The sequence below is a fragment of the Azotosporobacter soli genome (genome assembly GCF_030542965.1).
GTDB classification, from domain to species: domain Bacteria; phylum Bacillota; class Negativicutes; order SG130; family SG130; genus Azotosporobacter; species Azotosporobacter soli.
The window spans coordinates 41,147-67,978 of sequence record NZ_JAUAOA010000009.1 but is presented as its reverse complement, the minus strand read 5'-3'; the positions used below and the strand labels follow the sequence as shown (position 1 = coordinate 67,978).

Annotated in this window: 26 protein-coding genes and 1 riboswitch; all 26 genes read left to right on the top strand. The window is 48.0% G+C overall.

Annotated elements, in window-relative coordinates; translation table 11 throughout:
- Positions 1–3 precede the first annotated feature (3 nt).
- The 26 genes from QTL79_RS10165 to purF all read left to right on the top strand — a co-directional run bounded on the left by QTL79_RS10165 (position 4) and on the right by purF (position 26,830).
- Complete coding sequence (locus tag QTL79_RS10165) at positions 4–1,557, top strand: NAD(P)H-hydrate dehydratase (protein ID WP_346354865.1); 1,554 nt, start codon at positions 4–6, stop codon at positions 1,555–1,557.
- Between the two features lie 32 nt (positions 1,558–1,589).
- Entirely contained in the window at positions 1,590–2,684 is a 1,095-nt protein-coding gene (locus QTL79_RS10160) for an N-acetylmuramoyl-L-alanine amidase family protein (RefSeq protein WP_346354900.1), read from the top strand.
- The gene (locus QTL79_RS10155; RefSeq protein ID WP_346354864.1) at positions 2,681–3,235 is read left to right on the top strand and encodes a GerMN domain-containing protein; all 555 of its coding nucleotides are present in this window, start codon (positions 2,681–2,683) and stop codon (positions 3,233–3,235) included. Before QTL79_RS10160 ends, QTL79_RS10155 begins: the two co-directional genes overlap by 4 nt.
- A 69-nt stretch (positions 3,236–3,304) precedes the next feature.
- Positions 3,305–4,324: a thiamine-phosphate kinase gene (thiL, locus tag QTL79_RS10150; protein ID WP_346354863.1), complete on the top strand. Its 1,020-nt coding sequence runs from the start codon at positions 3,305–3,307 to the stop codon at positions 4,322–4,324.
- Positions 4,308–4,784, top strand: coding sequence for a tRNA (adenosine(37)-N6)-threonylcarbamoyltransferase complex ATPase subunit type 1 TsaE (gene tsaE / locus QTL79_RS10145; RefSeq protein ID WP_346354862.1), 477 nt, complete (start codon positions 4,308–4,310; stop codon positions 4,782–4,784). The genes thiL and tsaE overlap by 17 nt, the downstream gene beginning before the upstream one ends.
- Complete coding sequence (gene tsaB, locus QTL79_RS10140) at positions 4,766–5,476, top strand: tRNA (adenosine(37)-N6)-threonylcarbamoyltransferase complex dimerization subunit type 1 TsaB (RefSeq protein WP_346354861.1); 711 nt, start codon at positions 4,766–4,768, stop codon at positions 5,474–5,476. Before tsaE ends, tsaB begins: the two co-directional genes overlap by 19 nt.
- The gene (rimI, locus tag QTL79_RS10135) at positions 5,473–5,925 is read left to right on the top strand and encodes a ribosomal protein S18-alanine N-acetyltransferase (protein WP_346354860.1); all 453 of its coding nucleotides are present in this window, start codon (positions 5,473–5,475) and stop codon (positions 5,923–5,925) included. Before tsaB ends, rimI begins: the two co-directional genes overlap by 4 nt.
- A gap of 29 nt (positions 5,926–5,954) precedes the next feature.
- The gene (tsaD, locus tag QTL79_RS10130) at positions 5,955–6,995 is read left to right on the top strand and encodes a tRNA (adenosine(37)-N6)-threonylcarbamoyltransferase complex transferase subunit TsaD (RefSeq protein WP_346354859.1); all 1,041 of its coding nucleotides are present in this window, start codon (positions 5,955–5,957) and stop codon (positions 6,993–6,995) included.
- 54 nt (positions 6,996–7,049) lie between these two features.
- A complete protein-coding gene (locus QTL79_RS10125) occupies positions 7,050–8,471 on the top strand; it encodes a sensor histidine kinase (RefSeq protein ID WP_346354858.1) in 1,422 nt (473 codons plus the stop codon).
- 2 nt (positions 8,472–8,473) lie between these two features.
- Positions 8,474–9,061 (top strand): ANTAR domain-containing response regulator, encoded by a 588-nt coding sequence (locus QTL79_RS10120; RefSeq protein WP_346354899.1) that lies wholly within the window; start codon positions 8,474–8,476, stop codon positions 9,059–9,061.
- 175 nt (positions 9,062–9,236) lie between these two features.
- Entirely contained in the window at positions 9,237–9,521 is a 285-nt protein-coding gene (gene groES / locus QTL79_RS10115; protein WP_346354857.1) for a co-chaperone GroES, read from the top strand.
- Positions 9,522–9,559: 38 nt separating this feature from the next.
- Positions 9,560–11,197 carry a chaperonin GroEL gene (groL, locus tag QTL79_RS10110; protein WP_346354856.1) on the top strand — a complete coding sequence of 546 codons (1,638 nt, stop codon included), beginning with the start codon at positions 9,560–9,562 and terminating at the stop codon, positions 11,195–11,197.
- A gap of 229 nt (positions 11,198–11,426) precedes the next feature.
- The gene (locus tag QTL79_RS10105) at positions 11,427–12,074 is read left to right on the top strand and encodes a hypothetical protein (RefSeq protein WP_346354855.1); all 648 of its coding nucleotides are present in this window, start codon (positions 11,427–11,429) and stop codon (positions 12,072–12,074) included.
- Between the two features lie 192 nt (positions 12,075–12,266).
- A complete protein-coding gene (gene mqnE, locus QTL79_RS10100; RefSeq protein ID WP_346354854.1) occupies positions 12,267–13,367 on the top strand; it encodes an aminofutalosine synthase MqnE in 1,101 nt (366 codons plus the stop codon).
- Positions 13,364–14,200, top strand: a complete 837-nt coding sequence (locus QTL79_RS10095) for a menaquinone biosynthetic enzyme MqnA/MqnD family protein (RefSeq protein ID WP_346354853.1) — start codon at positions 13,364–13,366, stop codon at positions 14,198–14,200. Before mqnE ends, QTL79_RS10095 begins: the two co-directional genes overlap by 4 nt.
- A gap of 5 nt (positions 14,201–14,205) precedes the next feature.
- A complete protein-coding gene (gene mqnC, locus QTL79_RS10090) occupies positions 14,206–15,240 on the top strand; it encodes a cyclic dehypoxanthinyl futalosine synthase (protein WP_346354852.1) in 1,035 nt (344 codons plus the stop codon).
- 12 nt (positions 15,241–15,252) lie between these two features.
- The gene (locus tag QTL79_RS10085; protein ID WP_346354851.1) at positions 15,253–16,074 is read left to right on the top strand and encodes a phosphorylase family protein; all 822 of its coding nucleotides are present in this window, start codon (positions 15,253–15,255) and stop codon (positions 16,072–16,074) included.
- A gap of 50 nt (positions 16,075–16,124) precedes the next feature.
- Positions 16,125–17,666: a glutamine-hydrolyzing GMP synthase gene (gene guaA / locus QTL79_RS10080; RefSeq protein ID WP_346354850.1), complete on the top strand. Its 1,542-nt coding sequence runs from the start codon at positions 16,125–16,127 to the stop codon at positions 17,664–17,666.
- A gap of 120 nt (positions 17,667–17,786) precedes the next feature.
- Positions 17,787–18,404, top strand: coding sequence for an NUDIX hydrolase (locus tag QTL79_RS10075; protein ID WP_346354849.1), 618 nt, complete (start codon positions 17,787–17,789; stop codon positions 18,402–18,404).
- A gap of 99 nt (positions 18,405–18,503) precedes the next feature.
- Positions 18,504–20,057: a DUF3369 domain-containing protein gene (locus QTL79_RS10070; RefSeq protein ID WP_346354848.1), complete on the top strand. Its 1,554-nt coding sequence runs from the start codon at positions 18,504–18,506 to the stop codon at positions 20,055–20,057.
- Positions 20,058–20,085: 28 nt separating this feature from the next.
- Positions 20,086–21,264 carry an HDOD domain-containing protein gene (locus QTL79_RS10065; protein ID WP_346354847.1) on the top strand — a complete coding sequence of 393 codons (1,179 nt, stop codon included), beginning with the start codon at positions 20,086–20,088 and terminating at the stop codon, positions 21,262–21,264.
- Between the two features lie 11 nt (positions 21,265–21,275).
- Entirely contained in the window at positions 21,276–22,310 is a 1,035-nt protein-coding gene (locus tag QTL79_RS10060; protein ID WP_346354846.1) for a response regulator, read from the top strand.
- Positions 22,311–22,410: 100 nt separating this feature from the next.
- A riboswitch (purine riboswitch) is annotated at positions 22,411–22,512 on the top strand.
- 222 nt (positions 22,513–22,734) lie between these two features.
- Entirely contained in the window at positions 22,735–24,105 is a 1,371-nt protein-coding gene (locus tag QTL79_RS10055) for an NCS2 family permease (protein WP_346354845.1), read from the top strand.
- 78 nt (positions 24,106–24,183) lie between these two features.
- Positions 24,184–24,669 (top strand): 5-(carboxyamino)imidazole ribonucleotide mutase, encoded by a 486-nt coding sequence (purE, locus tag QTL79_RS10050; RefSeq protein ID WP_346354844.1) that lies wholly within the window; start codon positions 24,184–24,186, stop codon positions 24,667–24,669.
- A gap of 17 nt (positions 24,670–24,686) precedes the next feature.
- On the top strand, positions 24,687–25,397 hold the full coding sequence (gene purC, locus QTL79_RS10045) for a phosphoribosylaminoimidazolesuccinocarboxamide synthase (RefSeq protein ID WP_346354843.1): 711 nt from the start codon (positions 24,687–24,689) through the stop codon (positions 25,395–25,397).
- Positions 25,397–26,830, top strand: a complete 1,434-nt coding sequence (gene purF, locus QTL79_RS10040) for an amidophosphoribosyltransferase (protein ID WP_346354842.1) — start codon at positions 25,397–25,399, stop codon at positions 26,828–26,830. Before purC ends, purF begins: the two co-directional genes overlap by 1 nt.
- The last annotated feature ends 2 nt before the right edge of the window (positions 26,831–26,832 follow it).

The following is a 26,832-nucleotide window of genomic DNA, read 5'->3' as shown; positions in this document are numbered from 1 at the left end:
GGTATGAAAATAGCAATGACTTCGGAAATGAAGGAAATTGACCGTCGTACAATTGAAGAATATGGCGTAGCAGCGCTTGCGTTGATGGAGAATGCCGGCGTGGAAGTGATGCGCCAGATAGAACAATTATTGGGCACGCTGGAACAAAAAAAGGTTTGTGTCTTTTGCGGCAAGGGAAATAATGGCGGAGACGGTTTTGTGGTTGCTCGTCATTTGCATAATCAAGGAGTTAAAGTGAAAGTGTTCCTTTGGGGAAACCGTCAGGAAATGAAAGCGGAAGCAGCAGCTAATTTGGCTGTTTTAGAAAAAATGGAACTCGATATCATGGATATTAAAGGAGAACGCGACTGGGACAAAGCGAAACTGGCGATTGCCTTTTCCGACTGTTTGGTAGATGCGTTAGTGGGGATTGGTTTTGCCGGCAAAGTGGAAGGTGATTTGGCGCAGTTGCTTCAATTAATGAATAAAGGCGGAAAACCGATTGTTGCAGTGGATATTCCGTCGGGTGTACGGGCTGATAACGGGCAGGTCTCGACGGTGGCCGTGTCGGCAGTCCATACCGTAACGCTGGGTTTACCTAAACCAGGCTTATTCTTGTTTCCTGGTGCAGAGCATAGCGGCGGCATAAGTGTGGCCGATATCGGTATTCCCTTACCGCTCTTGACCAATCAAGAAATACGTCAGGATCTTGTTTTGCCGGAAAGGGTACAGAGCATGTTGCCCAAACGGAAAGTAGATGCGCATAAAGGGCAATGTGGTCATGTCTTGGTTGTTGCTGGAGCAGAGGGATATACGGGAGCGGCTGTTTTGGCTGCGCAAGGAGCGCTTCGTTCTGGTGCGGGGTTGGTAACATTGGCTGTTCCGCGTGCGATATACCCGATTGTCGCTGCAAAAGTGACGGAGGTCATGGTTCAGCCATTAGAGGACGAAGGAAAGGGCTATATAGGTGTGGAGGCGCTGACTCGTTTATCAGAGCTGCTGGAAAAAGCCGATGTGCTGGCAATCGGTCCAGGCCTTGGTGCTCATGAAGAAACGATAGATGTAATTCGAGTGTTGTTGGAAACGGCAACCTGTCCGATGATTATTGATGCAGATGCTCTCCGGGCCTTTACGTTACCGGAGAAAAAAAGGGTACAAACGAAAGCAATTCCCGTATTGACGCCTCATCCAGGCGAGATGTCGCGCATGACAGGTTTAGCTACGGAAGATATTAACGCAAATCGCATCGCGATTGCTCGCCGCTTTGCGGAGGAATGGGCGTCAATTGTTGTTTTAAAGGGAGCAAGGACAGTCATTGCCTTTCCGGATGGTGAAATTCACGTCAATCTTTCGGGGACGGAGGGGATGGCGAGCGGCGGTATGGGCGATGTTTTGACAGGCGTAATCGCGGGCTTTATCGGGCAAGGATTATCGAGTCATCAAGCGGCTATTGCGGGGACGCATCTTCATGGCGTAGCGGCTGAGAAGGCAGCTCTGCAAGGGGTGCAGGGAATGACGGCCGGTGATGTTTTGGCTGTTTTGCCGGAAGTTTTATTAACCGCTCTAAAAGGGCAATAAGAAAAGGTGAAGGAGGTGTTGCAGTGGCTCGTATGCTAATAAGCAGTATTTGTTTTTTGCTTTTGCTTTGGGTGAATGGAGCCGCTGCGGCAGCTGTCGCTGACTCGACTAATTCATTCAAGAAGAATGCCAAGCCGGAATTAACGAATTTGCGTTCTTCCTATATAAAAAATGATGTGACGACAGGCGGCGCAAAATTAAGATTGGTGGTCGATTCGAGCGGACCGGTGAAGGCGGTAGGACGATTAGAAAATAAGAACGGCCTGCAACTGGTAATCGATATCACTGGCGCGGCAAGCGCGAATATCGAGACAAAGACTGCGTTAAAGGGCGATGTTGCCGAACAAGTTTGCGCTAAGCGTCTCGATGAGAATACGCTGCGCCTGGAAGTCGATCTGGCGGAGGCCATTGAGGCTAAGGATTACCGGGTCTTTACTTTGCAGCCGGATTTGAAAAATGATAAACCTTTCCGCGTCGTGGTTGACATCAATAAAGCCAAACCGAAACCAAATTATCGATTTACTGCAGGGCTGAAAAACAAAGTGATCGCCCTTGATCCGGGTCATGGAGGCAGTGACCCCGGTTCAATTGGGCAACGCGGCACGAAGGAAAAAGAACTGACGTTAGCCGTTGCGTTGCGAGTGAAGGGGTTGCTGGAAAAATCTGGTGCGCGCGTCGTTATGACGCGCCAAAATGACCGGGATGTGTTCGGTCCTAACGCCAGTGCAGTGGATGAACTTCAGGCGAGAACCAACATTGCGAATAGAGCAAAGTCGGATGTGTTCGTCAGTATTCACATCAATTCTTTTCAAGACCGTAGTGTCGGAGGCACATCGAGCTACTATTATCCCAAAAGCGATTATGACCTGATGCTGGCGCGAACGGTGCAAGCGGGAATGTTGAAAGCCGGCAGTGTTGATGATCGCGGTGTCAACTCGGCGCGATTTTATGTAGTGCAGCATGCCTTGATGCCGGCCGTATTGACGGAATTAGCGTTCATTTCTAATCCGGAAGAAGAAAAGCTGTTAAGGACAGAATCTTTTCAACAAAAAATGGCAGAAGGCATCGTAGAAGGCTTGGGTGTCTTTTTTGCTCAGGCGGCGCAAAAAGGGGGCGGTGTGCGGTGAAGAAATTACTGCGTTATGGAGTCTTAGGTATACTGGCGATATTTTTTTTACTAGCTGCCGGATGCAGCGGTGCTGCTACGACGCAGAAAGAAAGTACGCCGCCGCTTGTTGCCGGCAGTCCTGAAAATGATGTGAGCAAGCAGAAACTGACTGTTTATTTTGCGACAAAAGATGCTAATCATGTTGCGCCGGAAGTCGTTTTTGTGCCAAAGACCGATAATCCGGCCCAAGTAGCGCTCGAACATCTGTTGGCGGGCCCGAAGAGCGCCAATTTGCTTGCGGTAGCCACTGCGGATGTGAAGCTGAAGCGAATCTGGGTAAAAGAACATACGGCATATCTTGATTTCTCGGATGGTCTGTTGAAGAAAGCACCGGGTGGCTCCGCATATGAGCGACTGTTCGTTGGTGCGGTGGTCAATACATTAACCGAATTCCCCAATATCACGAGTGTACGTTTTCTGGTGGAAGGGAAAAACATCGACACGATTACAGGCCATCTGGATTTGAGTGAGCCGGTACGGCGGGACGAGGCATTAATTAAGCGACCATGAGAGGCGGCGACTTGTTTGCCGCCCAAATTATTCTTGCATGCGGTGATTTTCCAAATAGGCGGTGAAGAAATGGATATTAGGCAAATTGGCGAATTCGGTCTAATTGAGAGGATTCGTGAAGATGCAATTGTGGAAGCAGCTACTGTTGTGGCGGGAATTGGTGATGATGCGGCTGTCGTATTAGCCACGCCGAAGCACTTTCAACTGTTAACGACGGATATGCTGGTCGAAAGTGTACATTTTGATTTGTCGACAATCAGTCCATGGCAGCTCGGCTACAAAGCGATTGCCGTGAATTTGAGCGATATAGCCGCCATGGGCGGAATTCCACGTCAGGTGTTGATATCATTGGCGCTGCCAAGCGATGTGACGATTGAATTCGTAGATGGACTGTATCAAGGGATAAAAGAAATTTGCCGTCAGCATGTGGTCAATATTGTAGGCGGTGATACGGTTTCAAGTCCGAATGGCATCGTGATAAACGTAGTTGTTCTTGGTGAAGTTGAACCGGCTTATTTACAGCGGCGCAGCGGGGCAAATGCAGGCGACTTGATCGTCGTAACAGGAAATTTAGGTGATTCGTCAGCCGGCCTAGAACTACTGCAACGAGGCAGATGGGAAGAGTTTAAATTTGCTTGGCCGTTGGTGACGAGTCATCTTACGCCACGCCCACATCTTAAAGAGGGGCGAGTTCTTGCAGCGCATACGGCGACCAGCATGAATGATATCAGTGACGGCCTAGCCAGTGAAGCGAACGAAATTGCCAATGCTAGCCAGGTTTGTCTGCGTATCGATGCAGAAAGGATTCCTGTCTCGACGGAACTGCGTGAAGCTGCAATTCACTTGGGGAAAGATTCGCTTGAATATGCTCTTTATGGTGGTGAAGACTATAAACTGTTGGCGACGCTGCCGCCAGAAGCACTGGCCGCTGTAAGCGCGCAGGTGGATGTTACGGTGATTGGCGTTGTGGAAAAAGGGGAGCCTGGCGTATTTCTTCTGGAAGAAAACGGCGCTTTATTGCGTCTTGAGGCGAAAGGCTATAATCATTTTAGGCAGAACGAAAAAGGAGAGCATGATGTGGCAATGTAGCACTAAATCGCCGGAGGAAACGCAACAACTGGCAGTGTTGTTAGCGCGGCATTTACCATCTAGGGCGGTTGTCTGCCTAGCCGGAGATCTCGGGGCCGGAAAAACGCTGTTTGTCAAGGCTTTAGCTGCGGCGCTCGGCGTAGAAGAAGAGGTGACGAGTCCGACTTTTACGCTGGTTAATGTTTATCAGGGGCGCCAGGTTATCTACCATTTTGACTTATATCGCCTGGCAATGCTTGAACAACTTGTGGATATTGGCTTCGAAGAATATGTGAATAGTGACGGCATTTGCCTGATTGAATGGCCGGATGAATTTCGGGCGGCGATGCCGGAACAATACTTATGGATTGAAATCAGCATAGCGGGAGAAAATCTGCGTAATTGGCGATTCTTACCACAAGGGGCTGAATATGAAGTGATCAGTGAGGAGTTGAAGAAATCGTGCCCATACTTGCGCTAGATACAGCAACCATGGTTTCCGGCGTCGCATTGGCTGCGCAGGGGAAGGTGATTGCGGAATTAACATTGCAAATCGGCAAAACGCATTCAGAAATGCTTTTGCCGCATATAAAAGAATTGCTCAATATGGCGGGAATTGATAAAAAAGAATTGCGCGCGGTAGCGGTCAGTATCGGTCCAGGATCGTTTACCGGATTGCGTATCGGGCTGGCGACGGCAAAGGCACTTGCTTATGCATTGAAGATCCCGCTTATCGGCGTCTCTACGCTGGAAGCCCTTGCGTATGGTGCGGCGACTCCCGGAGCGCTAATTGTTCCGTTGCTTGATGCGCAAAAGGGCAATGTTTATTATGCCGCTTTTGGCTGGGATGCAAATGGTTTGCGCGAAGAGCGGGCGGCAGGCGTTGCAGCAATAGAAGATATTCTTGCGCAGTTAGCGCAAGAAAAACGCCCAGTTATGGTACTCGGTGAGGCAGCTGTCTTGCATCGGGATAAAATTTTGGCAATGAAAGGCGAGGGAATCTGTCTTGCGCCGGGACATATCGTGATATCACGCGCCTCCAGTGTAGCCTTGCTGGGTGAAATGATGTTGCAGCAAGGACTGGTTTCGGACACGATGGCGTTAGAACCGCTTTATATCCGCCGATCAGAGGCTGAAGTCCTCTGGGAAAAAAGGCATGGTACAGCAACGTGAACACAACAGTTGTATTTCGCCGGATGAATCTGGCAGATGTAGATGGTGTTCTGGCAGTGGAGCAAGCCACCTTTTCGGTTCCTTGGTCAAGAGATGCGTTTGTAGGCGAAATGAACAATGAGCTGGCCATGTACATTGTTGCCTTGGAAGGCGGTAAAATTATTGGCTATGCTGGTGCTTGGGTTATCGTTGATGAAGCGCATGTGACGAATGTCGGCATTATAGCCGAGTGGCGCGGTCGCGGCTTAGGCGAGCGCTTAATGCGTGAATTGATTGCCAAAGTTAAGGCGCGGGGCGCAACGGCGATGACGCTTGAAACCCGTGTTTCCAACCGGGTTGCACAATCGCTGTACGGCAAACTTGGCTTTAAGTCAGCCGGATTCCGCCGCAAATACTATACGGATAATCAGGAAGATGCACTTATTATGTGGTGCGAAAACTTGCCGTGAGTCAATAAGATAAATAGGGGGTAAAGTGCGTGCAGACAAAAAAACTCTGTCTTACGCTGGCGATAGAAACCAGTTGCGACGAAACATCGGCAGCCGTGCTGCTCAATGGGAGGCAGGTGCTTGCCAATGTAATTTCATCACAAATTCCTTTGCACCAAAAATATGGCGGCGTTGTACCTGAAATTGCGTCACGCAAGCATATTGAAAATGTACTGCCGGTGATTGATGAGGCGTTGCAGGAAGCGGGCGTAACACTGGCGGATATTGACGTGATTGGCGTAACGTATGGTCCGGGGTTGGTCGGTGCGCTGTTGGTAGGCGTTGCAGCAGCCAAAACGTTGGCGTATGCCAGCGATAAACCGTTGGTAGCCGTCAATCATCTGGAGGGACATATTTTTGCCAACTTTATAAGCCATCCTGAACTCGAACCGCCGTTTGCCGCGCTTGTCGTGTCTGGCGGACATACGTCGCTTGTTCATGTAAAAGATTACAATTCCTTTTCATTGCTTGGGCAAACTGTGGATGATGCGGCAGGAGAAGCGTTCGACAAAGTTGCGCGTGTTTTAAAGCTGCCGTATCCTGGCGGCCCGCATATTGACCGTTTGGCAAAAGAGGGTAATGGACAAGCGATTGCTTTTCCAAGAGCATTGGCGCAAAAGAACAGTATGAATTTCAGCTTTAGTGGCTTAAAGTCGGCAGTCCTCAATTATTTGAACAGTGCGATGCAAAAAGGTGAAACAATTGTGGCGGCTGATGTGGCAGCTAGTTTTCAATCGGCGGTGGTTGATGTCCTAGTAATAAAAGCGATGCAGGCGTGTGAAATCTGTCAAAGCAAGAAGCTGGTATTGGCTGGCGGCGTAGCCGCAAATTCGGCTCTGAAAAAAGCATTGGCAGAAGAGTGCCGGGAACGCGGTTATGAATTTTTTTATCCGGAACCTGTTTTGTGTACAGATAATGCGGCGATGATCGCCAGTCGAGCGCATTATCAATACCGAGAAGGCTTGGTAGCCGAATTGGATTTAAATGCGGTGCCTTCTTTGAAGCTAATCGATGCAAATTTAGCAGATTGATAAAAACCAACATAAAGGATAATTCTTCTGTGAGGTAAAAAGGAGCGTGATCGGGTGGAAACGGCGGGAGAAATTTGTCGGCGGCAAATGTTATTGGCGCCGGCTCAGATTGCGGTGCTGGATCGCGTAGCAGCGGCCTTGGAGTTAGTCAGCGATTTAGCTCACTCCCAGGTTACGGTTTATATAAAGGGATCTGAAGCCGGGACGCTCGTTGTGGCTGCACAGGTTCGTCCGCATACAACGTTTGTCCAACACCGTTCGAATCTGGCGGGTACTGTGGTGCATGGCAGCGAAGAACCGTTGGTTTGGCGTACGATGAGCAGCGGCCAACCCATCAGTGGGCAACGTGAATGGGCGCTCGGCATGCTGATGAAAATGCAGACCTATCCGCTTCGTGATGCTGCGGGGGCGCTGATAGCAGTCGTCAGTTTTGAGACGACGCTTGATGAAGCGCGCGCAGAAGGCCATGAATTGTTAATTGAAACGGCGTATTGGCTGTTGGCGGCGGTAGGCATAGCCGCCAGTTCTACTTTGTACCGTTCTCTCACTGCCAGTGATGGCGTCATCTTGGTCAGTGCGGAAGGGAAAGTCATTTTTGCTAATTCTGCAGCCGACAGTTTGTACAAGGTGCTTGGTGTGGGTAATGTAGTGGGCCGACGAATCTACGAACGGCAGCTTCATATGCGGTTACTGCAGAAAGCAGTTAATAATCGTGAAGTCTATGAGGCGGAATTGGCAGTTGGACCGCTCGTTATTACGCAACGAGCCATTCCTATTTTGCGTGAAAATGAAGTGCGACGGGCAATCCTGATTGTAACGGATCGCACGGAATTGAAAAAAAAAGAACGGGAATTACTGATAAAGTCAGCGGTCATACAGGAAATCCATCATCGGGTGAAGAATAATCTACAAACAATTGCCAGTCTTTTACGCTTGCAGGCTCGGCGAACTCATTCGCCAGAGGTCAAGGCGGCTCTTCGAGAAAGTGTGAATCGTATTTTAAGCATATCGGTGGTACATGAATTTTTATCGCAGCAGGATGCTGAAGTGATTGACGTAATGGAAGTGGCCAAGAACATTTTGGATTTGGTCATGCAAAATATGCTGGAACCTGGATTTACTCTGCATACGGTATTTAATGGCGAAACGGTCATTCTACCATCGGAGCAGGCCAGCAATTTGGCGCTGGTGATTAATGAATTGATCCAAAATTCGATTGAACATGCTTTTCCAGGTCGCCACGAAGGTACAATCGGTGTTGATGTGGTGGCGCAGCCTGAACAATATTGCATTCGCATTTATGATGATGGAATCGGTCTGCCGGACGATTTCACGTTGCAAAGCAGCAATAGTCTTGGATTGCAAATTGTTCGTACCTTAGTTGAAAGTGATTTGGGTGGAAAATTTGAATTTTTTAACCAAAATGGAACCAGTGCGTGCATAACGATTTCCCGCAGCACAGAGGAAGGGGCATAATGATGGAAAAACTGCGTATTGTTATTGCTGACAATGAATCGATTATTCGCATGGATTTGCGGGAAATTTTAGAAGAAGCAGGGCATTCGGTAGTTGCTGAAGCGACGGATGGCGCTAAAGCAGTTGAAATGGCCAGGCGTCATCAACCAGATTTGGTCATTATGGATATCAAAATGCCTGAAATGGATGGCATTGCGGCAGCGACGATCATTTCACAAGAAAAAATTGCACCGGTGTTACTGCTGACAGCATTCAGTCAGAAAGAAATTGTCGACAAAGCAAAAGAATCCGGTGTTCTGGCTTATTTGGTAAAACCGGTTAAAGAAGTAAATTTGTTTCCGGCGATTGAAATTGCAATTTCTCGGTTTCGCGAATTTAATGAATTAGAGCAGGAATTGGAAAATATAAAAGGAACGCTTGAAACGCGAAAACTGCTCGATCGTGCAAAGGGAATTCTTATGGACGCGCATGGGCTTAATGAAAGCGAAGCTTATCGCAAGATGCAGCAATACAGCATGGCAAAACGACTTTCGATCAAAGAAGTGGCACAGTCAATTGTGGCAGCCGCAACAAAACGAAACAAGCGTTAAAAAGCGGACGAAATCCGGTGCATTGTCTGAAAAGGCAAAAAATGGCCGGATTTTTTTATTGCAGGTCTTGCTTTTTAGCGATGAATTATATATCATAGGAAATGTGGTTAGCACTCTTGACCGGAGAGTGCTAACAACGCAAACTGAAACCATATCGTAAAGGGAGGTACTTTCAATGATTAAGCCGTTAGGCGACCGTGTTGTCATCAAAGTGTTGGAGGGCGAAACTACCACGAAGAGTGGTATTTTGTTGCCGGATACTGCTAAGGAAAAGCCGCAAGAGGGCGAAGTCATCGCCGTTGGCGCTGGAAAAGTGTTGGAAAATGGTCAACGGGTAGCGCTTGATGTAAAAACTGGCGACAAAATCATTTTCTCCAAATATGCAGGTACCGAAGTCAAGTTTGACGGACAGGAATATCTTATTGTCAGCGAACGTGATATCCTGGCTATTGTGGAGTAATAGAACGGAAACGGATAATTTTTAGGAGGTTTTTATAAATGGCAAAGCAAATTCTGTTTAATGAAGACGCGCGCCGCGCGCTTGAAAGAGGCGTAAATGCCTTGGCCAACGCTGTAAAAGTAACATTGGGACCTAAGGGCCGCAATGTCGTATTAGATAAAAAATTCGGCGCTCCGTCGGTAACCAATGACGGCGTGACGATCGCTCGCGATATCGATTTGGAAGATCCGTTTGAAAACATGGGGGCGCAACTGGTAAAAGAAGTTGCTACCAAAACAAACGACGTTGCCGGTGACGGCACCACGACGGCGACGTTGTTGGCGCAGGCGATGATTCGCGAAGGCATGCGCAACGTAGCTGCCGGCGCTAACCCGATGATCATCAAAAAAGGCATCGAAAAAGCAGTTGTCTCGCTGGTTGAAGAAATTAAAAAATCGTCGAAAAAAGTAGAAACCAAAGATGCGATTGCGCAAGTTGCTTCGATCTCGGCAGCCGATGCTGAAATCGGCAACCTGATTGCCGAAGCAATGGAGAAAGTCGGCAAAGACGGCGTTATCACCGTCGAAGAATCCAAAGGCATGGGTACTAATCTGGAAGTCGTGGAAGGCATGCAATTTGACCGCGGCTACATTTCGCCATACATGATCACCGATACCGATAAGATGGAAGCGGTTCTCAATGATCCATACATCCTGATTACCGACCGCAAGATCGGCGCAATTGCCGACTTGCTGCCTACGTTAGAAAAAGTGGTTCAACAAGGCCGCGAACTTCTGATCATCGCAGAAGATATCGAAGGCGAAGCGTTGGCTACGCTGGTTGTCAATAAACTGCGCGGCACGTTCAAAGCCGTAGCTGTCAAGGCGCCTGGGTTCGGCGATCGCCGTAAAGCGATGCTCGAAGACATTGCCGCTCTGACCGGCGGTACGGTCATCACGGAAGAGGTTGGCCGTAAATTGGACAGCGTTGAACTGGCTGATCTGGGACGTGCGCGTCAAATTCGTGTTTCTAAAGAAGAAACTACGGTTGTTGATGGCGCGGGCGATGTTGCTTTGATTAAAGCGCGTGTTGGTCAGATCAAAGCGCAAATCGAAGAAAGCACTTCCGATTTTGATAAAGAAAAACTGCAAGAACGTCTGGCTAAATTGGCTGGCGGCGTAGCAGTAATTCAAGTCGGTGCAGCGACCGAAGTCGAACTGAAAGAAAAGAAATACCGCATCGAAGATGCTCTGAATGCGACTCGCGCAGCCGTTGAAGAAGGCATCGTAGCAGGCGGCGGTACCACGTTCATTTCCGTGCAATCGGCACTCGACAATATTGTCGCCGAAGGCGACGAAAGAACCGGCGTTGAAATCGTGCGGCGCGCGATTGAAGAACCGGTACGTCAGATTGCCAACAACGCTGGACTGGAAGGCGCTGTTGTCGTTGAATACGTTAAAAAAGCCGCCAAAGGCATCGGCTTTAACGCTTTGACGGAAGAGTATGTTGACATGATCGCTGCCGGTATCGTGGATCCGGCCAAGGTTACGCGTTCTGCGCTGCAAAATGCAGCTAGTATTGCGGCCATGGTCCTGACCACCGAAACGCTGGTTGCCGATAAACAAGAAAAAGAAGCGGCAGCTCCGGCCGGCATGGGTGGCATGGGCGGTATGGGCGGCATGGGCGGCATGATGTAGTCATCCCCCTTTTCTTCACTGGAAAGTGAAAAACAGCGCTTCGAAAGTGCTTGAAGAGATCTTGTAAGAGTTTAAAGACTTTTGCAAGGTCTCTTCTTTTGTAGTGGCAGTAAAGTGAAAAAATCAAACGCAAAAAGCGACAAAAAACGGCAAGTATAGCAGGGGTTTTTCTTTGCGCCGCGAATATAGTTTCAGATGAAGGAACGGAGGAGTATGAGAGGAGTAGAAGATGGGAGAGACCGAGTTTGTTTATGAAAAAAAAGTTAGCGCGTGCGCTTTGGATCGTGCTTGCCTGGAACTTTTGCAACAGCGCCTTGTGCAAGAAGGCGCTGAAACGATTAGTTTTGCCGTTGGGTGTGGCAAAGAGGTGTTGCAGGACGGGCGAGAAGTGGAGGAATTTCCTGATTTACAAGCGGCTTGTGATCGTCTTGAACAACCATTCGCTAGCTTAGTGATTGCAGCTACCTTTACGGAGGGGAAAATGTTGGTGCTGGAATTGCATAATTTTATGCCGGCGGGCGGCTTGTTGCGCTTGAGCGGCAAGGAGTCTTGGGGGCAGGACCTTGCGGAATGGATACTGGAGCAATTGAAGGAACGCCGTCGAGTGTTTACGGCTTTTTGCTATAACCGAATCGGTTTTGCCCTGCTGCAAACGGGGGTTCCGTTTCTGGCGGCATCGGTAATCGTAGTGGTTGTCGCCGGGATTGTAATTCCAGGCGAAATCAGACGTAGTTCGTGGAGTGGTTGGATTACCGCAGGCTGTCTTGTACTGACGCTGCGTGTTGCTTATAGCATCTCCAATTGGCTGCTTCGCAAACTTGTCGAACGGCAACCGTTTTTGCAGTGGATTAAGTCGGTAAAAAAAGAATCGGTCTGAAAGTGCAATTAAAAGTGGCAATCGCTTGATTGCGACTTTTTTGCATTGGGGAAAGGGTTTTGCCAATAGGCGGCGAAATCTTAAAGATTGCATTGTAGATGTTTTTTGTTAACGACGCGAACGTGTTTTTTTGCAGGGAATGAAGTTGCAAAAACACGGATTTTTAATGTTAAATGGAGTGCGATGAAGGTTATGAAAAACACAGAATCAGTAATGGATAAAGCGAAAAACGGGAGACGACTCTCGTTTGAAGATGCGCTGGCGTTGTACCACCATGAAGATTTGTTGGAAGTTGCCGAAGCGGCGCGCATGGCTAAAGAACGAAAATCAGGCAATCGGGTTTTTTACAATGTGAATCGTCATCTTAATTTGAGTAATATTTGTGCGGCGGGTTGCCCGCTTTGTGCGTTTGCCTGCGGAAAAAATGACGAAACGGCATATGCGATGGACATTGAGGATGTCGACGAGTTGTTGACGGAAACGATGCTCAATGTAACAGGGCTTACGGAAATGCATATGGTAAGTTCCTTGCACCCGGAGAAGCCTTTTTCCTTTTATGAAGAAGTGATTCGTCAGATTAAACGGCGTATGCCGGATGTACACCTCAAAGCGTTTACTCCGGTTGAAATTGTGCATTTTTCCTCTATTTCAGGCCTGACGATTCGTGAAGTCCTGGCGCGGCTTAAATATGCCGGCCTCGATTCGTTGCCTGGCGGTGGTGCGGAAATTCTCGATGATGAAATCCGGAAAATTATCTGTCCACATAAGGCAACCAGTCAGGAATGGATTGAAGTTATGGAAACGGCGCACAGTTTAGGTTTGCCGACGAATGCGACGATGCTTTATGGGCATGTGGAAACGATAGAGCAGCGTATCCGTCATTTGATTACCCTACGTGAAATTCAGGATCGTACTGGGGGCTTTCAAGCGTTTGTTTCGTTTCCTTTTCATCCGGAAAATACGGCGCTTTCCCATTTAAAACGCGTCAGCGCATGGGAAGATATGAAAATGATTGCGCTTGCCCGTCTGGTGCTTGATAATTTTGACCATATCAAGGCTTTTTGGATGATGCTGACATTGCCGTTAGCCCAATTGTCATTGGCTTTTGGCGTGGATGACCTAGACGGGACCGTGCAGGAAGAACGAATCATTCATGCGGCCGGCGCTAAGACTGGTTCTGGAATCGGCAAAGCAGAGCTGGTAGCGCTGATTCAAGAGACCGGTTATCAGCCGGTAGAACGCGACACCTTTTATCAGCCGGTCGGATGCGAGGATGGAGTGGTGGAGAAATGATACAGAGACCAAGAGTGGGGCACATTGATTTTATCAACTGTCTGCCGCTTAGCTATGCCTGGAACTGCGACGCTTATGCGGATGGGCTTGAAATTGTACGGGCGACTCCGGCCGAATTGAATCAGGCTGTCGTTGAAGAACGGCTCGAGGCGAGTCCGGTATCCTCAATTATTTACGCACGCAAAAGTGAAAATTTGTTGTTGCTGCCGGATGTCTCAATCAGCGCAGCGGGTGCGTTAAAAAGTATCTTGTTAGTGGCGAAGCGTCCCATTGACGAACTTTGCCAAAGTCGAATCGCGCTGACAGCCAAATCGGCTACGTCGCATTGTCTGTTGAAGATCATTTTGCACCAGGCGTATCGGGCGACGCCGGATTATTTTATCAGCGCGCAAGGTCTTGCGGAAGGTGTGCTCGATACTGCGGAGGCGGTACTGCTGATTGGCGATGATGCACTGCATGCTTACTATCACCGATCGGCGGAGCTTTATTATTATGATATCGGCGCTGAGTGGAAAAAGCTGACCGGTTTGATGATGGTGTATGCAGTTTGGGTCGTCAATCGTGATTTCGCATTGGCGCAGCCGGAGATGATACGGCGAATTGCAAAGTGCATTCACGGCGGATTTGCTTACGGTTTGCAGAACCTAAGTGCGGCCGCTGCGTCTTTGCAAGGGCAGAAAGATTTTTCAATAGAGCAAATCGTTGAATATATCGGTCTGCTTAACTATAAACTGACGGACGAGCATCAAGCGGCGTTGTTAACGTATTATCAAATGGCAAACGAGTTAAATTTGATTGATCGAGTACCAAAAATTCAATTTGCACAGGTGTGAAAGATATGAAGAGAATGTCGGATGAACAAGCATTAGAACAATTTAAAAAAGGCGATCTCGTTGAACTTGGCCGTTTGGCGGATCAAATGAGACGAGAACTGCATCCTGAGCGCCAAGTGACTTTCGTGGTGGATCGCAATATTAATTATACGAATATCTGCACAAGCGAATGCCGCTTTTGCGCATTTTATCGGCGCGAAGGACAGGCAGACGCTTATGTTTTGCCGCAGCAGGTATTGAAAGAAAAGTTGCAGGAGACGATTGCAGCCGGAGGGACGCAGGTCATGCTGCAGGGCGGCTTGCATCCAGGACTGAATTTCAATTATTATCTGGATTTGCTGACTTATATCAAGACGAATTTCCCAATCGCGATTCATTCCTTTTCCCCGGCTGAAGTGCTTCATATGGCGCACCAATCCGGACTAGGGGTGAAAAAAGTGCTGCAAGCCTTGAAAACGGCTGGGCTTGACTCCCTGCCGGGAGGCGGTGCGGAAATTTTGGTGGATGAAGTCCGGCAGAGAGTCAGCCCGAAAAAGATCAGTGCGGATCAGTGGTTGGAAGTTATGGAAACAGCACATGCGGTTGGCCTGGAAACAACTGCGACAATGGTGATTGGCATGGGCGAAACGGCGGAGCACAGAGTGGCGCATTTTCGAAAGATACGGGATTTGCAGGATAAAACCGGCGGATTCAGGGCTTTCATCACTTGGTCGTACCAACCGGGTAATACGGAAATGGGCGGCGAAAAGATTTCTAGCTGGGATTATCTGCGAACGCTGTCACTCAGTCGATTGTATATGGATAACATCAAACATATCCAAGGATCGTGGGTGACGCAAGGGCAGCAAGTGGGACAACTAACGCTGGCGTTTGGCGCCAATGACCTAGGTAGTATTATGCTGGAAGAAAATGTAGTACGGGCAGCCGGTACGGCTTATCAAATGTCGATAGATCATATGGTTTCGTTAATTCGCAGCGCTGGAAAAATACCGGCTCAGCGTGATACGGAATATCGCATTATAAAAAGTTTTGATTGTTGAGGAGGAACTTTCATGATTCCACAGGCTCAATTTGCCGTCGTTGGCGGTTCTGGCACTTTATCGAGCGATTTTCCGTTAGGGGCAAACGATTCTGGCGTGTCAATTATTGAAGATGGATTGCAGTTTGAAACTCCTTATGGCAAGAGTCCTTCCTTTCGTTTGTTTAGCATCGATGGTCGCAATGTTCTGACTTGCAAGATGCATGGCTGGCGCCAGGGGACAAGCCGTGCGGATGCTTCGCGTCAAATTTTCTGGGTGTTTCGCGAAGCTGGCGTAAAGCGAATTTTGACGGAAGGCGGCGTTGGAACGGCTAACCATCTGCTTGATATACGTGATTTCATGATCCCGGATGACTATCTGGATTTGTCGGTGCGCAAGGATGTCGAATTGGAAGGCCGCTATCTGCTCGTCATGCGTGATCCTCTGTGCGCTGAACTGCGAGAAGAACTACTGACGCGGACGGCCAGTCATTTTTCCGGACGCATTTTCCGGCGCGGTACTTATGCCGTCACCGACGGGCGGCATTTTGAAAGCCCGGCGGAAGTGGCGATGTTGAAAGGTCACGCTGATATCATTGGGCAAAGCCTTTGTCCGGAAGTGTATTTGGCGCGCGAAATTGGCGCCTGCATTGCGGGCCTGTATTTTGTCGTCAATTATGGAGAAGGCTTGGTTAAAGACTGGTCGCACGAAGATTTAAAGGACATTTTTTATAACGATGCGCCGATGATCAGTCGAATTATCATCGATACGATACGCAATATGAAAGAGGAGCGTAGCTGTGAGTGTGCCGGTTTGCGCAAAGAAACCCTGTTGAAGGGGATTTACAATCCGTAACAAGGTATGATATCATTGTGAACTAATAAGCGAGGAGGGAATGTTCAGCTATGGAAAACAAACACCACGAATTGGTGCTGGTAATGGACTTTGGCGGACAATATAGCCAACTGATTGCCCGACGCATTCGGGAATGTCGTGTATATTGTGAAATCGTCTCCTTCAGCACGTCCATCGAAAAAATAAAGGCTATGAATCCGAAAGCAATCGTCTTTTCTGGCGGTCCTTCCAGCGTTTATGCTGAAAAGGCGCCGAAATGCGATCCGGCTGTCTTTGAACTTGGCATCCCGGTACTTGGAATTTGCTACGGCATGCAGTTGACGGCCAATCTGCTGGGCGGCGTTGTTGCCCGGGCCGAATCGAGAGAATACGGGAACACGAAGCTGATTATCGATAACAGCACAGATGTGTTGGCTGGGATCAGCGGTGAAACGCCGGTTTGGATGAGTCATGGCGATTATATCGAAACGGCTCCGGCCGGTTTTGTCGTAAATGCTCATACGGACAGTACTCCCGTTGCGGCGATGGCCAATACGGCGCGCAATATCTACGGCGTACAGTTTCATCCCGAAGTCGTGCATACGCCGGCTGGAATGGACATGCTGAAAAATTTCCTGTTCGGCATTTGCAAATGTCGCGGCGATTGGGATATGGGGTCGTTCGTCGATCAGGCAGTAGCGGCGATCCGCAAGCAGGTCGGCGACAAAAAAGTGTTATGTGCACTCAGCGGCGGCATTGACTCTTCGGTTGCGGCGGTTTTGGTGCATCGCGCGGTTGGCGATCAATTGACTTGCGTATACGTCAATCATGGCTTCATGCGTAAAGGCGAATCGGAACAAGTCGTCAAGACGTTCCGCGATGAAGTGAAGCTGAACTTAATCTATGCGAATGTTACCGAACGTTTCATGACGCGTTTGAGCGGTGTGACCGAGCCGGAACAAAAACGTAAACTGATCGGTGATGAATTTATCCGGGTCTTTGAATCAGAAGCGGAAAAACTCGGACAGATTGATTTTCTGGTGCAAGGAACGTTGTATCCGGATGTAATCGAAAGCGGCACGGAAACAGCAGCTGTGATTAAGAGCCATCATAATGTGGGCGGCTTGCCGGAAGACATGAAATTTGCATTGGTTGAACCGCTGCGCGACCTGTTCAAAGATGAAGTGCGCGCACTGGCAAAAGAACTGGGCTTGCCGGAAGAAATTGTCTGGCGTCAGCCTTTTCCGGGGCCGGGACTTGCAATTCGCATTATTGGTGAAATTACCGAAGAACGTCTTGAAATCTTGCGTGATGCAGATGTCATTGTGCAGGAAGAAATCAAAAAGGCGGGTCTGTACCGTAAAGTATGGCAGGCGTTTGCTGTTTTGCCGGATATCAAGAGCGTTGGAGTCATGGGCGATGAGCGGACCTACGCTTATACGGTGGGCTTGCGGATTGTATCTAGCGATGATGGCATGACGGCGGACTGGGTTCGTATGCCTTATGACGTACTGGATTCTATTTCGCGTCGCATCGTAAATGAAGTAAAAGGCGTGAATCGAATCGTATATGATATTACGTCGAAGCCGCCTTCTACGATTGAGTGGGAATAAAGTAGAAAAAGCACCGCAACAGCGGTGCTTTTTCTATGCAATGAAAATTCTAAATATTCGCTGTCGTCTAGAGGTAAAGTTGACGAAAAGAGCGAAGTATCTTGAAAAGGGGGAAGCGGCATGACGCAAAAATGGATTGATTTTGCCGAACGATTACAGGCACTGGCGCAGGCGGGACTGAATTATTCGAAAAACAAGTTCGAGCTGGAGCGGTTTGCCGAAATAAGAGCGATCAGTGCTGAAATGATGGCACACTATACGGAAACGGATATGGACAAAGTCATGCAACTGTTTGCGAACGAAAGCGGTTATCAGACTCCGAAGGTGGATGTGCGCGGCGTTATTTTTCATGAAGGGAAACTCTTATTGGTGCAGGAAGAATCGGATGACTGTTGGTCGCTGCCGGGTGGCTGGGCTGATGTCGGATATTCTCCGGTTGAAAATGTGATAAAGGAAGTAGCGGAAGAGGCTGGGCTGACGGTAAAACCGGGGCGGTTATTGGCGGTGCTTGACATGAAAAAACACGCCCATCCTCCGGCGCCTTATCATATTTATAAAATTTTCATCCGGTGTGAATGGCTAAGGGGAGAACTCAGTGGCGGTTTGGAAACGAAGGCCGCGGCCTTCTTTGAGCGTGATGGGCTGCCGGAATTATCATTGCGCCGAATTACGCAGCAGCAAATTGAATTATTGTTTTCTTTTTATGACGAACCGGATAAGGCAAGCGTGATTGAATGATAAAATGCATTAGCGCAAAAAGGGTTTTGCAAATGAAAAACGAATCATTTTGGTAAATAGGTTCGGACGGTTCGAGGCGAACTGCCGTTGGGAGGGCTGATGATGCAGAATCAAGATTTGTTGGTTTTTGCAGATGAAAAAGAAGTGATGCCAGCGGGGGTAAATGATAAAGAAGAGACTTGGCAGATTCTCATCGTAGATGACGAAGAGGATGTGCATAATGTCACGAAATTAGTCTTAGAAGGCATGAAATTTGAAGGCCGACGCTTGTCCTTTCATAGTGCGTATTCGGCAAGTGAAGCGAAAGATTTTTTAGCGCAGCATTTCGACATAGCAATGTTGCTGCTTGATGTTGTCATGGAAGACGACGAAGCGGGTCTGCAGTTGGTTCGTCACATTAGAAATGAATTAAACAACAAAATGGTTCGTATCATTTTGCGCACGGGCCAACCGGGCAAAGCGCCGGAATCGAGCGTAATTATAGATTATGATATTAATGATTATCGAGAGAAGACGGAATTGACGGCGCAAAAATTACAGACTGCGACAATCGGCGCACTTCGTTCCTATCGTGATTTGCAAATCATTGAACAAAATAAAAAAGGACTGGAACAAATCGTACAAGCCTCGCCGGAAATTTTTCGTCTGCAGTCAATGCAGAATTTTGCCCGTGGCGTATTGACCCAATTGACTTCAATGCTGTATTTAGGAAAAAGTAGTTTATATCTAAAAACAACCGGTTTTGCCGCGGCTTCACAAAAGGGCAATCCCTTTATCATCTTAGCGGCGACGGGGAATTTTGAGCATATGATTTGCCGCACGTTGGGAAGTGATGTTCCCTCCTATGTCACCGAACGCATTCAAAGTGCGATGCAGAAAGAAGACAGCCTTTTTATGGAGGAATATGTCGTACTGTATTGGCAAAGTCAGGACATGTCAGCCTATGTCATTTATCTGGAGTGTCAAAAAAAGGTGAGCGAGGTTGACCGCCGGCTGTTGGAAGTCTTTTGCCTGAATGTTTCGGCGGCCTTTGACAATTTGAATTTGCATACGGAAATGGATGATACGCAGCGCGACATCTTTATGCGACTGATGGAAGTGGCGGAGACACGCTCACGCGAAACGGGTTATCATGTGCGCCGGGTTGGAGAATATGCTGCGTTATTAGCACGTTGCATGGGCATATCGCACGAAGAAAGCGAATTATATCGTTTTGCGGCACCGATGCATGACATAGGGAAAATAGGCATTCCGGATGCTGTTTTGGCAAAACCGGAAAAATTAATTCCCACAGAGTTCGAATTGATGAAAAATCATGCGCTGATTGGCTATGAAATGCTGAAAGGCTCGGAACTGCCGCTCTTTAAATTGGCAAGCGTGATTGCGCTGGAACACCACGAAAAATATGATGGGTCAGGATATCCGCACGGCCTGGCTGGTAAAGATATTCAATTGTCGGCGCGAATTACAGCAGTGGCCGATGTTTTTGATGCATTGGGTTGTGAACGGATTTATAAAAAAGCCTGGACGTTAGAGGAAATTGTGGAGTATTTTAATGAACAGCGCGGCGTACATTTTGATCCAACTGTGGTTGACTGTTTGCTAGAGAAGTTGGATGATTTTTTGCGAATCAGAGATCGTTTCCGGGATTAGTGCAAAGTTGCCTGAGGGGGTGAGGTGCATGAAGCGACGAATATTGTTTGTCGATGATGAGCAGGCGATATTGCGTTCGTTATACCGGCTTTTTCGTGAACGCGATTATGAAATTAATTTGGCGGAAAGCGGCAAGGAAGCATTGGAATTTCTTGAACAGCATGAGGTTGATCTCGTGGTGAGCGATATGCGGATGCCGAGCATGAGCGGACACCAACTCTTGCTAAAAGTAAAGGAAAAGTACCCGGACACGATGCGTCTGATCCTAAGTGGTTATGCGCAAGAGCAGGAACTATTCCGTTCGCTGTTGGACGGATCTTCGAAAATGTATTTGCTGAAACCATGGGACAATGAGATGTTGCTGCAAATTGTCGATCATATTTTTAAGTTGCAAGACCTATTGCGTGAGCGCCGTTTGTTGGACCGGATTGAGAGCATGGACAACCTTCCTACCCTGCCGGGGATTTATCGTCAATTGTGCACGATGCTTGAAGAAGAAGCCGACATTAAACAAATTGCCGGACTAATTAATCGAGATCAGGCGATTGCGGCGAAAGTGCTGCAGTTGGCAAATTCGGCGTTTTGCAGCGTAAAAACAGGTTCGGCGCAACAGGCGGTTTCTTTTCTCGGACTTTCCATCGTAAAAAACATTGTGATGGCAAGCAGCATCTTTGATGAAAAAAATGGCGGCAAAGTGCAGGCTTCGATCAGGGAGATTCTGTGGCGTCATTCCAGTATGGCAAATAGGCTGTTGCTCACGATGTCCGAGGAATTACTGCATAAGAAGATGCCTGATGATCGCGCAAGCGCGGGATTGTTGCATGATATTGGGAAGGTACTGCTTGCAAAACAGTTCGGTGCGCGTTTTGCCGAAGTGATGCTGCAGTCGGAGCAACTAGGCATGCCGAGTCTGGAAGCGTTGGAGCGCGAAGCGTTCGGCGTGTCGCATCAAGAACTGGGCGCATATTTATTGAATTGGTGGCAATTGCCGTATCCGATTGTCGAAGCGGCGTTGTTTTCGCATGACCCTCTGAACGCGCCGGTCGTTCATCGAGAATTGGTATGTTTGACGCATCTGGCGAATTATTATTCCTGGAAAAAAGTGCGGCCATCTTCGAAGGCTAAATTGGAGGAAGGGGTTTTTGCGGCGCTTGGTATTGCCAAGGAAGACTGCGAAATTTTGGCGAAACAGTTAAAAGACGGATAGGAGGGGTGGAGATGGCAAAGAATATCGTATTGTTCGTTGATGATGAGGTGAATATATTAAGCTCGATCCGCCGGGCTGTCATTGATGAGGATTATGACGCGCTCTTTGCTTGCAGCGGCCAAGAGGCGTTAGAACAACTGGCCAAACATGAAGTGAGCGTTATGGTCACCGATATGCGGATGCCAGGCATGGATGGACTAACCTTGTTGAAAAAAGTGAAAGAAAACTATCCGGATATCATCAAATTAGTCTTGTCGGGTTATACGCAGATTACACAGGTACTGGCTACGGTAAATGAAGGGGATATCCATAAATTCATTACCAAACCGTGGAAAATGGATGAGGACTTGCTGATGGCGGTACGGAAATCGCTGGAATACTATAATTTGAAAAAAGAGAGAGTTGCTCTGGAATTAGCATTAGAGCAACGGAACCAAGCGTATCAAAAAGTGTTGAAATCGATGGAAGAGAAGATGACTGCTTTCAGGCAGGACGTCGATGTGATTCGCCGTCTCGACAAAATGGTATTTGCACAGGTGCTGGAAGGAGGAAATCCGGCAATTGAAAGAGAACGTCTGCTTGCGCTGCAAAAATGCATGATGGGGTATTTGGATATCGTACCGACAAGCAGCAATGATATAACGCTAAAGCTCTTAGAGCAGGAACTGGGAGAACGGTTTTTGCCCCAATATCCGAATTTGAGTGTGAGTTGTCAGACGCCGGAAATTAGTATAATGAATTTGTCTCAGCGTGCTGTCTTTGCTGTACAGTTATTATTACAACAGATGCTTTTGCTTGGAAATCAGCATCAGCTTGACTGCCGTTTGTCGCGTTTTGAATACCAAATGACACAAATGCTCAAGGTGGAGTGTGAGATTCGTATTCAAGGCGGCACAGTGCAGAATTATTTGCTTTCCAATGCACGCTTTGGCGGCTTGATTGTCATGATTAATATTTTATCCGACTTGTTTGGTGCCTCTCATTTCAAGGTTTCGTCAAAAGAAAAAGATAAAATAACGTATGGCTTGGAAATTTTAGCATTGTAACAAGAAAAACCGCCAAAAAGCCGAACGATGAAAGAAAAAAAAGAAATAAAGTTCAGTTCGCAATTGACAGTTGTTTACTTGGCTGATAAAATAAATACGTGCCAAGACAACTGAATATGCTCGTATAATTTTGAGGATATGGCTCAAGCGTTTCTACCGGACAACCGTAAATTGTCTGACTACGGGTGAAAGTGTGCCTAGGGTTCCGCGGCGATGTGCTGGCTGAGACCGAGTGGCGCAGGCGTCTGTTGATGCTACACCGATGGGATAAAAACCCGGACGGGGAGGTTTCGCTCAATTTATGTTGCAGCAAACCTTTCCGTTCGGATTTTTTTATTTTGGAGGTGAGTGGTAGCAGTAAAAATAGATGAGGATGAATAGAGCAATAAAAGTTTAAATATAGGAAAACCGAAGGAGTGGCTTTATGCTAGAAAAATTATTTCAACTCAGTGTTCGAAAAACAGATGTGCAAACAGAAGTTATGGCTGGCATTACAACATTTATGACGATGGCGTATATCCTGTTCGTAAATCCGAGTATTCTTGGTGCGGCAGGCATGGATAAGAATGCAGTGCTGTTGGCGACCGCGCTTGGTTCTGCGCTGGTAACGATGGCGATGGGATTGTTTGTAAACTATCCGATTGCTTTGGCGCCCGGGATGGGGTTGAATGCGTTTTATGCATTTACCGTAGTTATTGGCATGGGTGTTTCCTGGCAAGTTGCCTTAGGGGCAGTTTTTATTTCCGGCATTATTTTTATTCTTTTAACGGTAACCAAGATACGGCAGTTGCTGGTTGAAGGTATGCCGCATTCGTTGAAGCATGCGATTACGGTGGGGATTGGCCTGTTCATTACGATCATCGGTCTCAAACTATCCGGACTGATGAGCATCCGATTGTCGTTGATTCCGCCGACACTGGAAAAAATCGTGGCCGGCCATGGTAATGGCACGCCGCTGTATTTTGAAACGATTATTGAAATGGGAAAATTTGTAGACAAAGGTGTTTTACTGGCAGTATTTGGTTTATTGCTTATGGCTGTTTTAATGGTTCGCAATGTGCGTGGTTCGATGCTGATTGGAATTTTGACGACGACGTTAGTCGGTATTGCAATGGGCGTTGTCAATGTTCCGGCTGGTTTTACTCCGGTGGCAATACCTGACTTCAGCCGTAACGCGTTCTTTGCACTTGATATCATGGGTGCAATTAACATGGGTTTGATGACTATTATCTTCACCTTTACCTTTGTTGAATTGTTTGACACGATGGGAACCTTAGTCGGTACGACTAGTCGCGCTGGCTTGATGGATAAAGACGGCAACATTCCTAATCTTGGTAAGGCGATGACGGTTGATGCCACTGGCGTGAGCTTGGGCGCAATCCTTGGAACCAGTACGATTACGGCTTTTGTTGAAAGTGCGGCTGGCGTCGGGGCTGGCGGACGTACCGGACTTACGGCCGTTGTCTGCGGCCTGCTGTTTTTGGTGGCTCTGTTCTTTACGCCGCTTGTTGGTCTGATTCCGGATGCGGCAACTGCGCCAGCGCTGATCATTGTCGGTGCTTTGATGATGGAAGGCGTGCGCAATATTGATTTCAGCGATTTCACCGAAGCGCTGCCGGCCTTTTTAACAATCGTCATGATGCCGTTCACGTACAGCATTGCAAATGGTATCTCGTTTGGTCTTGTCTTGTACCCGCTGCTTAAAGTCCTCACCGGACGATCAAAAGAAGTGCATTGGGTCGTATATATCCTGGCGGCATTGGTCATTGTACGGTTGGTTTTCTTGGCCGAATAACCGGACAAAGTGCAAATAAAACCCAGACATCATAAAAAAGATGTCTGGGTTTAACACTAACAAAGGCAGGTGGAACAGATGAAAGTGGCGATAATCATGGGAAGTGACTCTGATTGGCCGATTCTAGAAAGCGCAGTGCAACTTCTGAAGCGCTATGAAGTGGAATGTGAAGTTGTCGTAGCGTCAGCCCATCGAACTCCGGACAAGGCGCATGCGTTTGCAGCAGGTGCGCGTGAACGTGGTGTCGAGGTCATTATTGCGGCCGCTGGTGCGGCTGCGCATCTGCCGGGCGTGATTGCAGCGTATACGACATTGCCGGTTATTGGAGTTCCGGTCAATGCAACGGCATTGCAGGGCATGGACGCACTCTTGAGCATCGTGCAAATGCCGTCAGGCATTCCGGTTGCGACGATGGCGATCAATGGCGCGAAGAATGCAGCGATTTTTGCGTTGCAAATTCTTGCGACTGCTCACCCACAGTTGGTAAAAGCCTTGGCGGATATGAGAACAGCAATGGCCAAAGAAGTAGAAGAAAAAGAACAGCGCTTAGCCGCTAAATTATAACGAGGAGGAAAAGAAAAATGGAAAGCAAAATGTTATATGAGGGAAAAGCAAAGAAGATTTTTACTACGGAAAAAGCGAATGAGGTCATGGTGTATTTCAAGGATGACGCGACCGCATTCAATGGTGAGAAGAAAGGAACCATTGCCAGTAAGGGCGTGCTTAACAATAAAATTGCCAGCTTCTTTTTTGAACTGCTTGGCGAAAAAGGCATTCCGCATCATTTCATCCGTCGCGTCAGTGACCGTGAAATGCTCGTTAAAGCTTTGACGATTCTGCCGGTTGAAGTTGTCGTGAGAAATATTGCTGCAGGCAGTCTGGCGAAACGTCTGGGCTTGGCAGAGGGAACCAAGATGGCAGAAACAATCGTTGAAATGTACTATAAGAATGATGAATTGGGTGATCCGCTGATCAATCAATATCATATCAAGGCAATGAAATTGGCGACAGAAGAACAAGTTAAGACGATGGAAGACTATGCGCTGGCAATCAATGCGATTTTGTCGGAGTATCTAAAGGGGAAAAATCTGGAACTGATTGATTTCAAACTTGAATTTGGCGTGTATGAAGGAAAGGTAATCCTGGGAGACGAAATATCCCCGGATACCTGTCGCTTCTGGGATAGTGTTACGAAAGAAAAAATGGATAAAGATCGCTTTCGCCGCGACCTCGGAAAGGTGGAGGACGCATACAAGGAAGTGCTTTATCGCTTGACGGGAGAGCGTGCATAATGGAAACGGATAAGTTCCGCGAAGAATGTGGCGTGTTTGGCATCTATTCGCATGAAGATGATGTCGCACTAAATAGCTATTGGGGTTTATATGCGCTGCAGCACCGGGGACAGGAAAGTGCTGGAATTGCCATATCGGACGGCGCATGGATGGATGTTTACCGGGGCATGGGCTTGGTTGGCGAAGTATTTCGCCACCAATTGCCGCATATGGACGGACAGTATATTTCGATTGGCCATGTTCGTTATTCGACGACCGGTTCGAGCTTGCTGATGAACACGCAACCGCTGATGGTACGCTATTCGGGCGGACACATCAGTTTGGCGCACAACGGCAACCTGACCAATGCCAAGGAACTTCGTCGCCGGATGGAGGAGGAGGGAAGCGTATTCCAGACCTCGATTGACAGTGAAGTTATCGTTAATTTAATTGCACGTTCGCGCAAAGCGTCATTAGAAGAAAAAGTCGTCGATAGTTTGCGCGAAGTTGAAGGGGCGTACTGCCTCGTTGTTATGACAGAAACGAAACTGATTGGCGTTCGCGACCCGCATGGATTTCGTCCGTTATGCATCGGCAAACTCAATGCAGGCTGGGTTATCGCATCGGAGTCATGCGCGCTCGATACGGTAGGTGCTGAATTTGTCCGCGATGTTGAGCCGGGAGAAATGGTAGTCATCGATGAAAACGGACTGAGTTCACATCGTTTTGCTGAAGCGAAGCGGCGTGCGCTGTGTGTATTCGAATACATTTATTTTGCCCGACCGGATAGCGTGATCGACGGGCAAAGCGTTCAGCAAGCACGGTTTGAAATGGGACGCCAATTGGCACGTGAGAGCAAATATGAAGCAGATATTGTGATTTCCGTGCCGGATTCGGGCACGACCGCAGCACTTGGTTTTAGCCGTGAATCGAAAATTCCGTTTGGCGAAGGCTTGATGAAAAATCGTTATATCGGTCGAACATTTATTCAACCGGAGCAGAAGAAGCGTGATCTTAGCGTCAAAATCAAGCTGAATGCCGTGAAAGCTGTCGTTGAGGGCAAGAATGTAATCATGGTTGACGATTCAATTGTGCGCGGTACGACAAGCGGAAAAATCGTACGCATGCTTAAAGAGGCCGGCGCGAAAGCAGTACATATGTGCGTGAGTTCGCCGCCGATTGCGCATCCTTGTTATTACGGCATCGATACTTCGGTGCGTCGCGATCTGATTGCGGCGACAAAATCGGTGGAAGAGATTCGGCAAATGATTGGCGCCGATTCCCTGCATTATTTGTCGCTGGACGGTTTGTATCAAGCGGTTAAAAATGTGAAATACAATGATATGTGTTATGCGTGCTTTAACGGCGATTATCCGGCGAGTACGCCGTGCGAAAATGAAACTTGTGCCAGTAACAAATTTATCTTTGAACGAAAAGATAGTAACGGAGGATAATC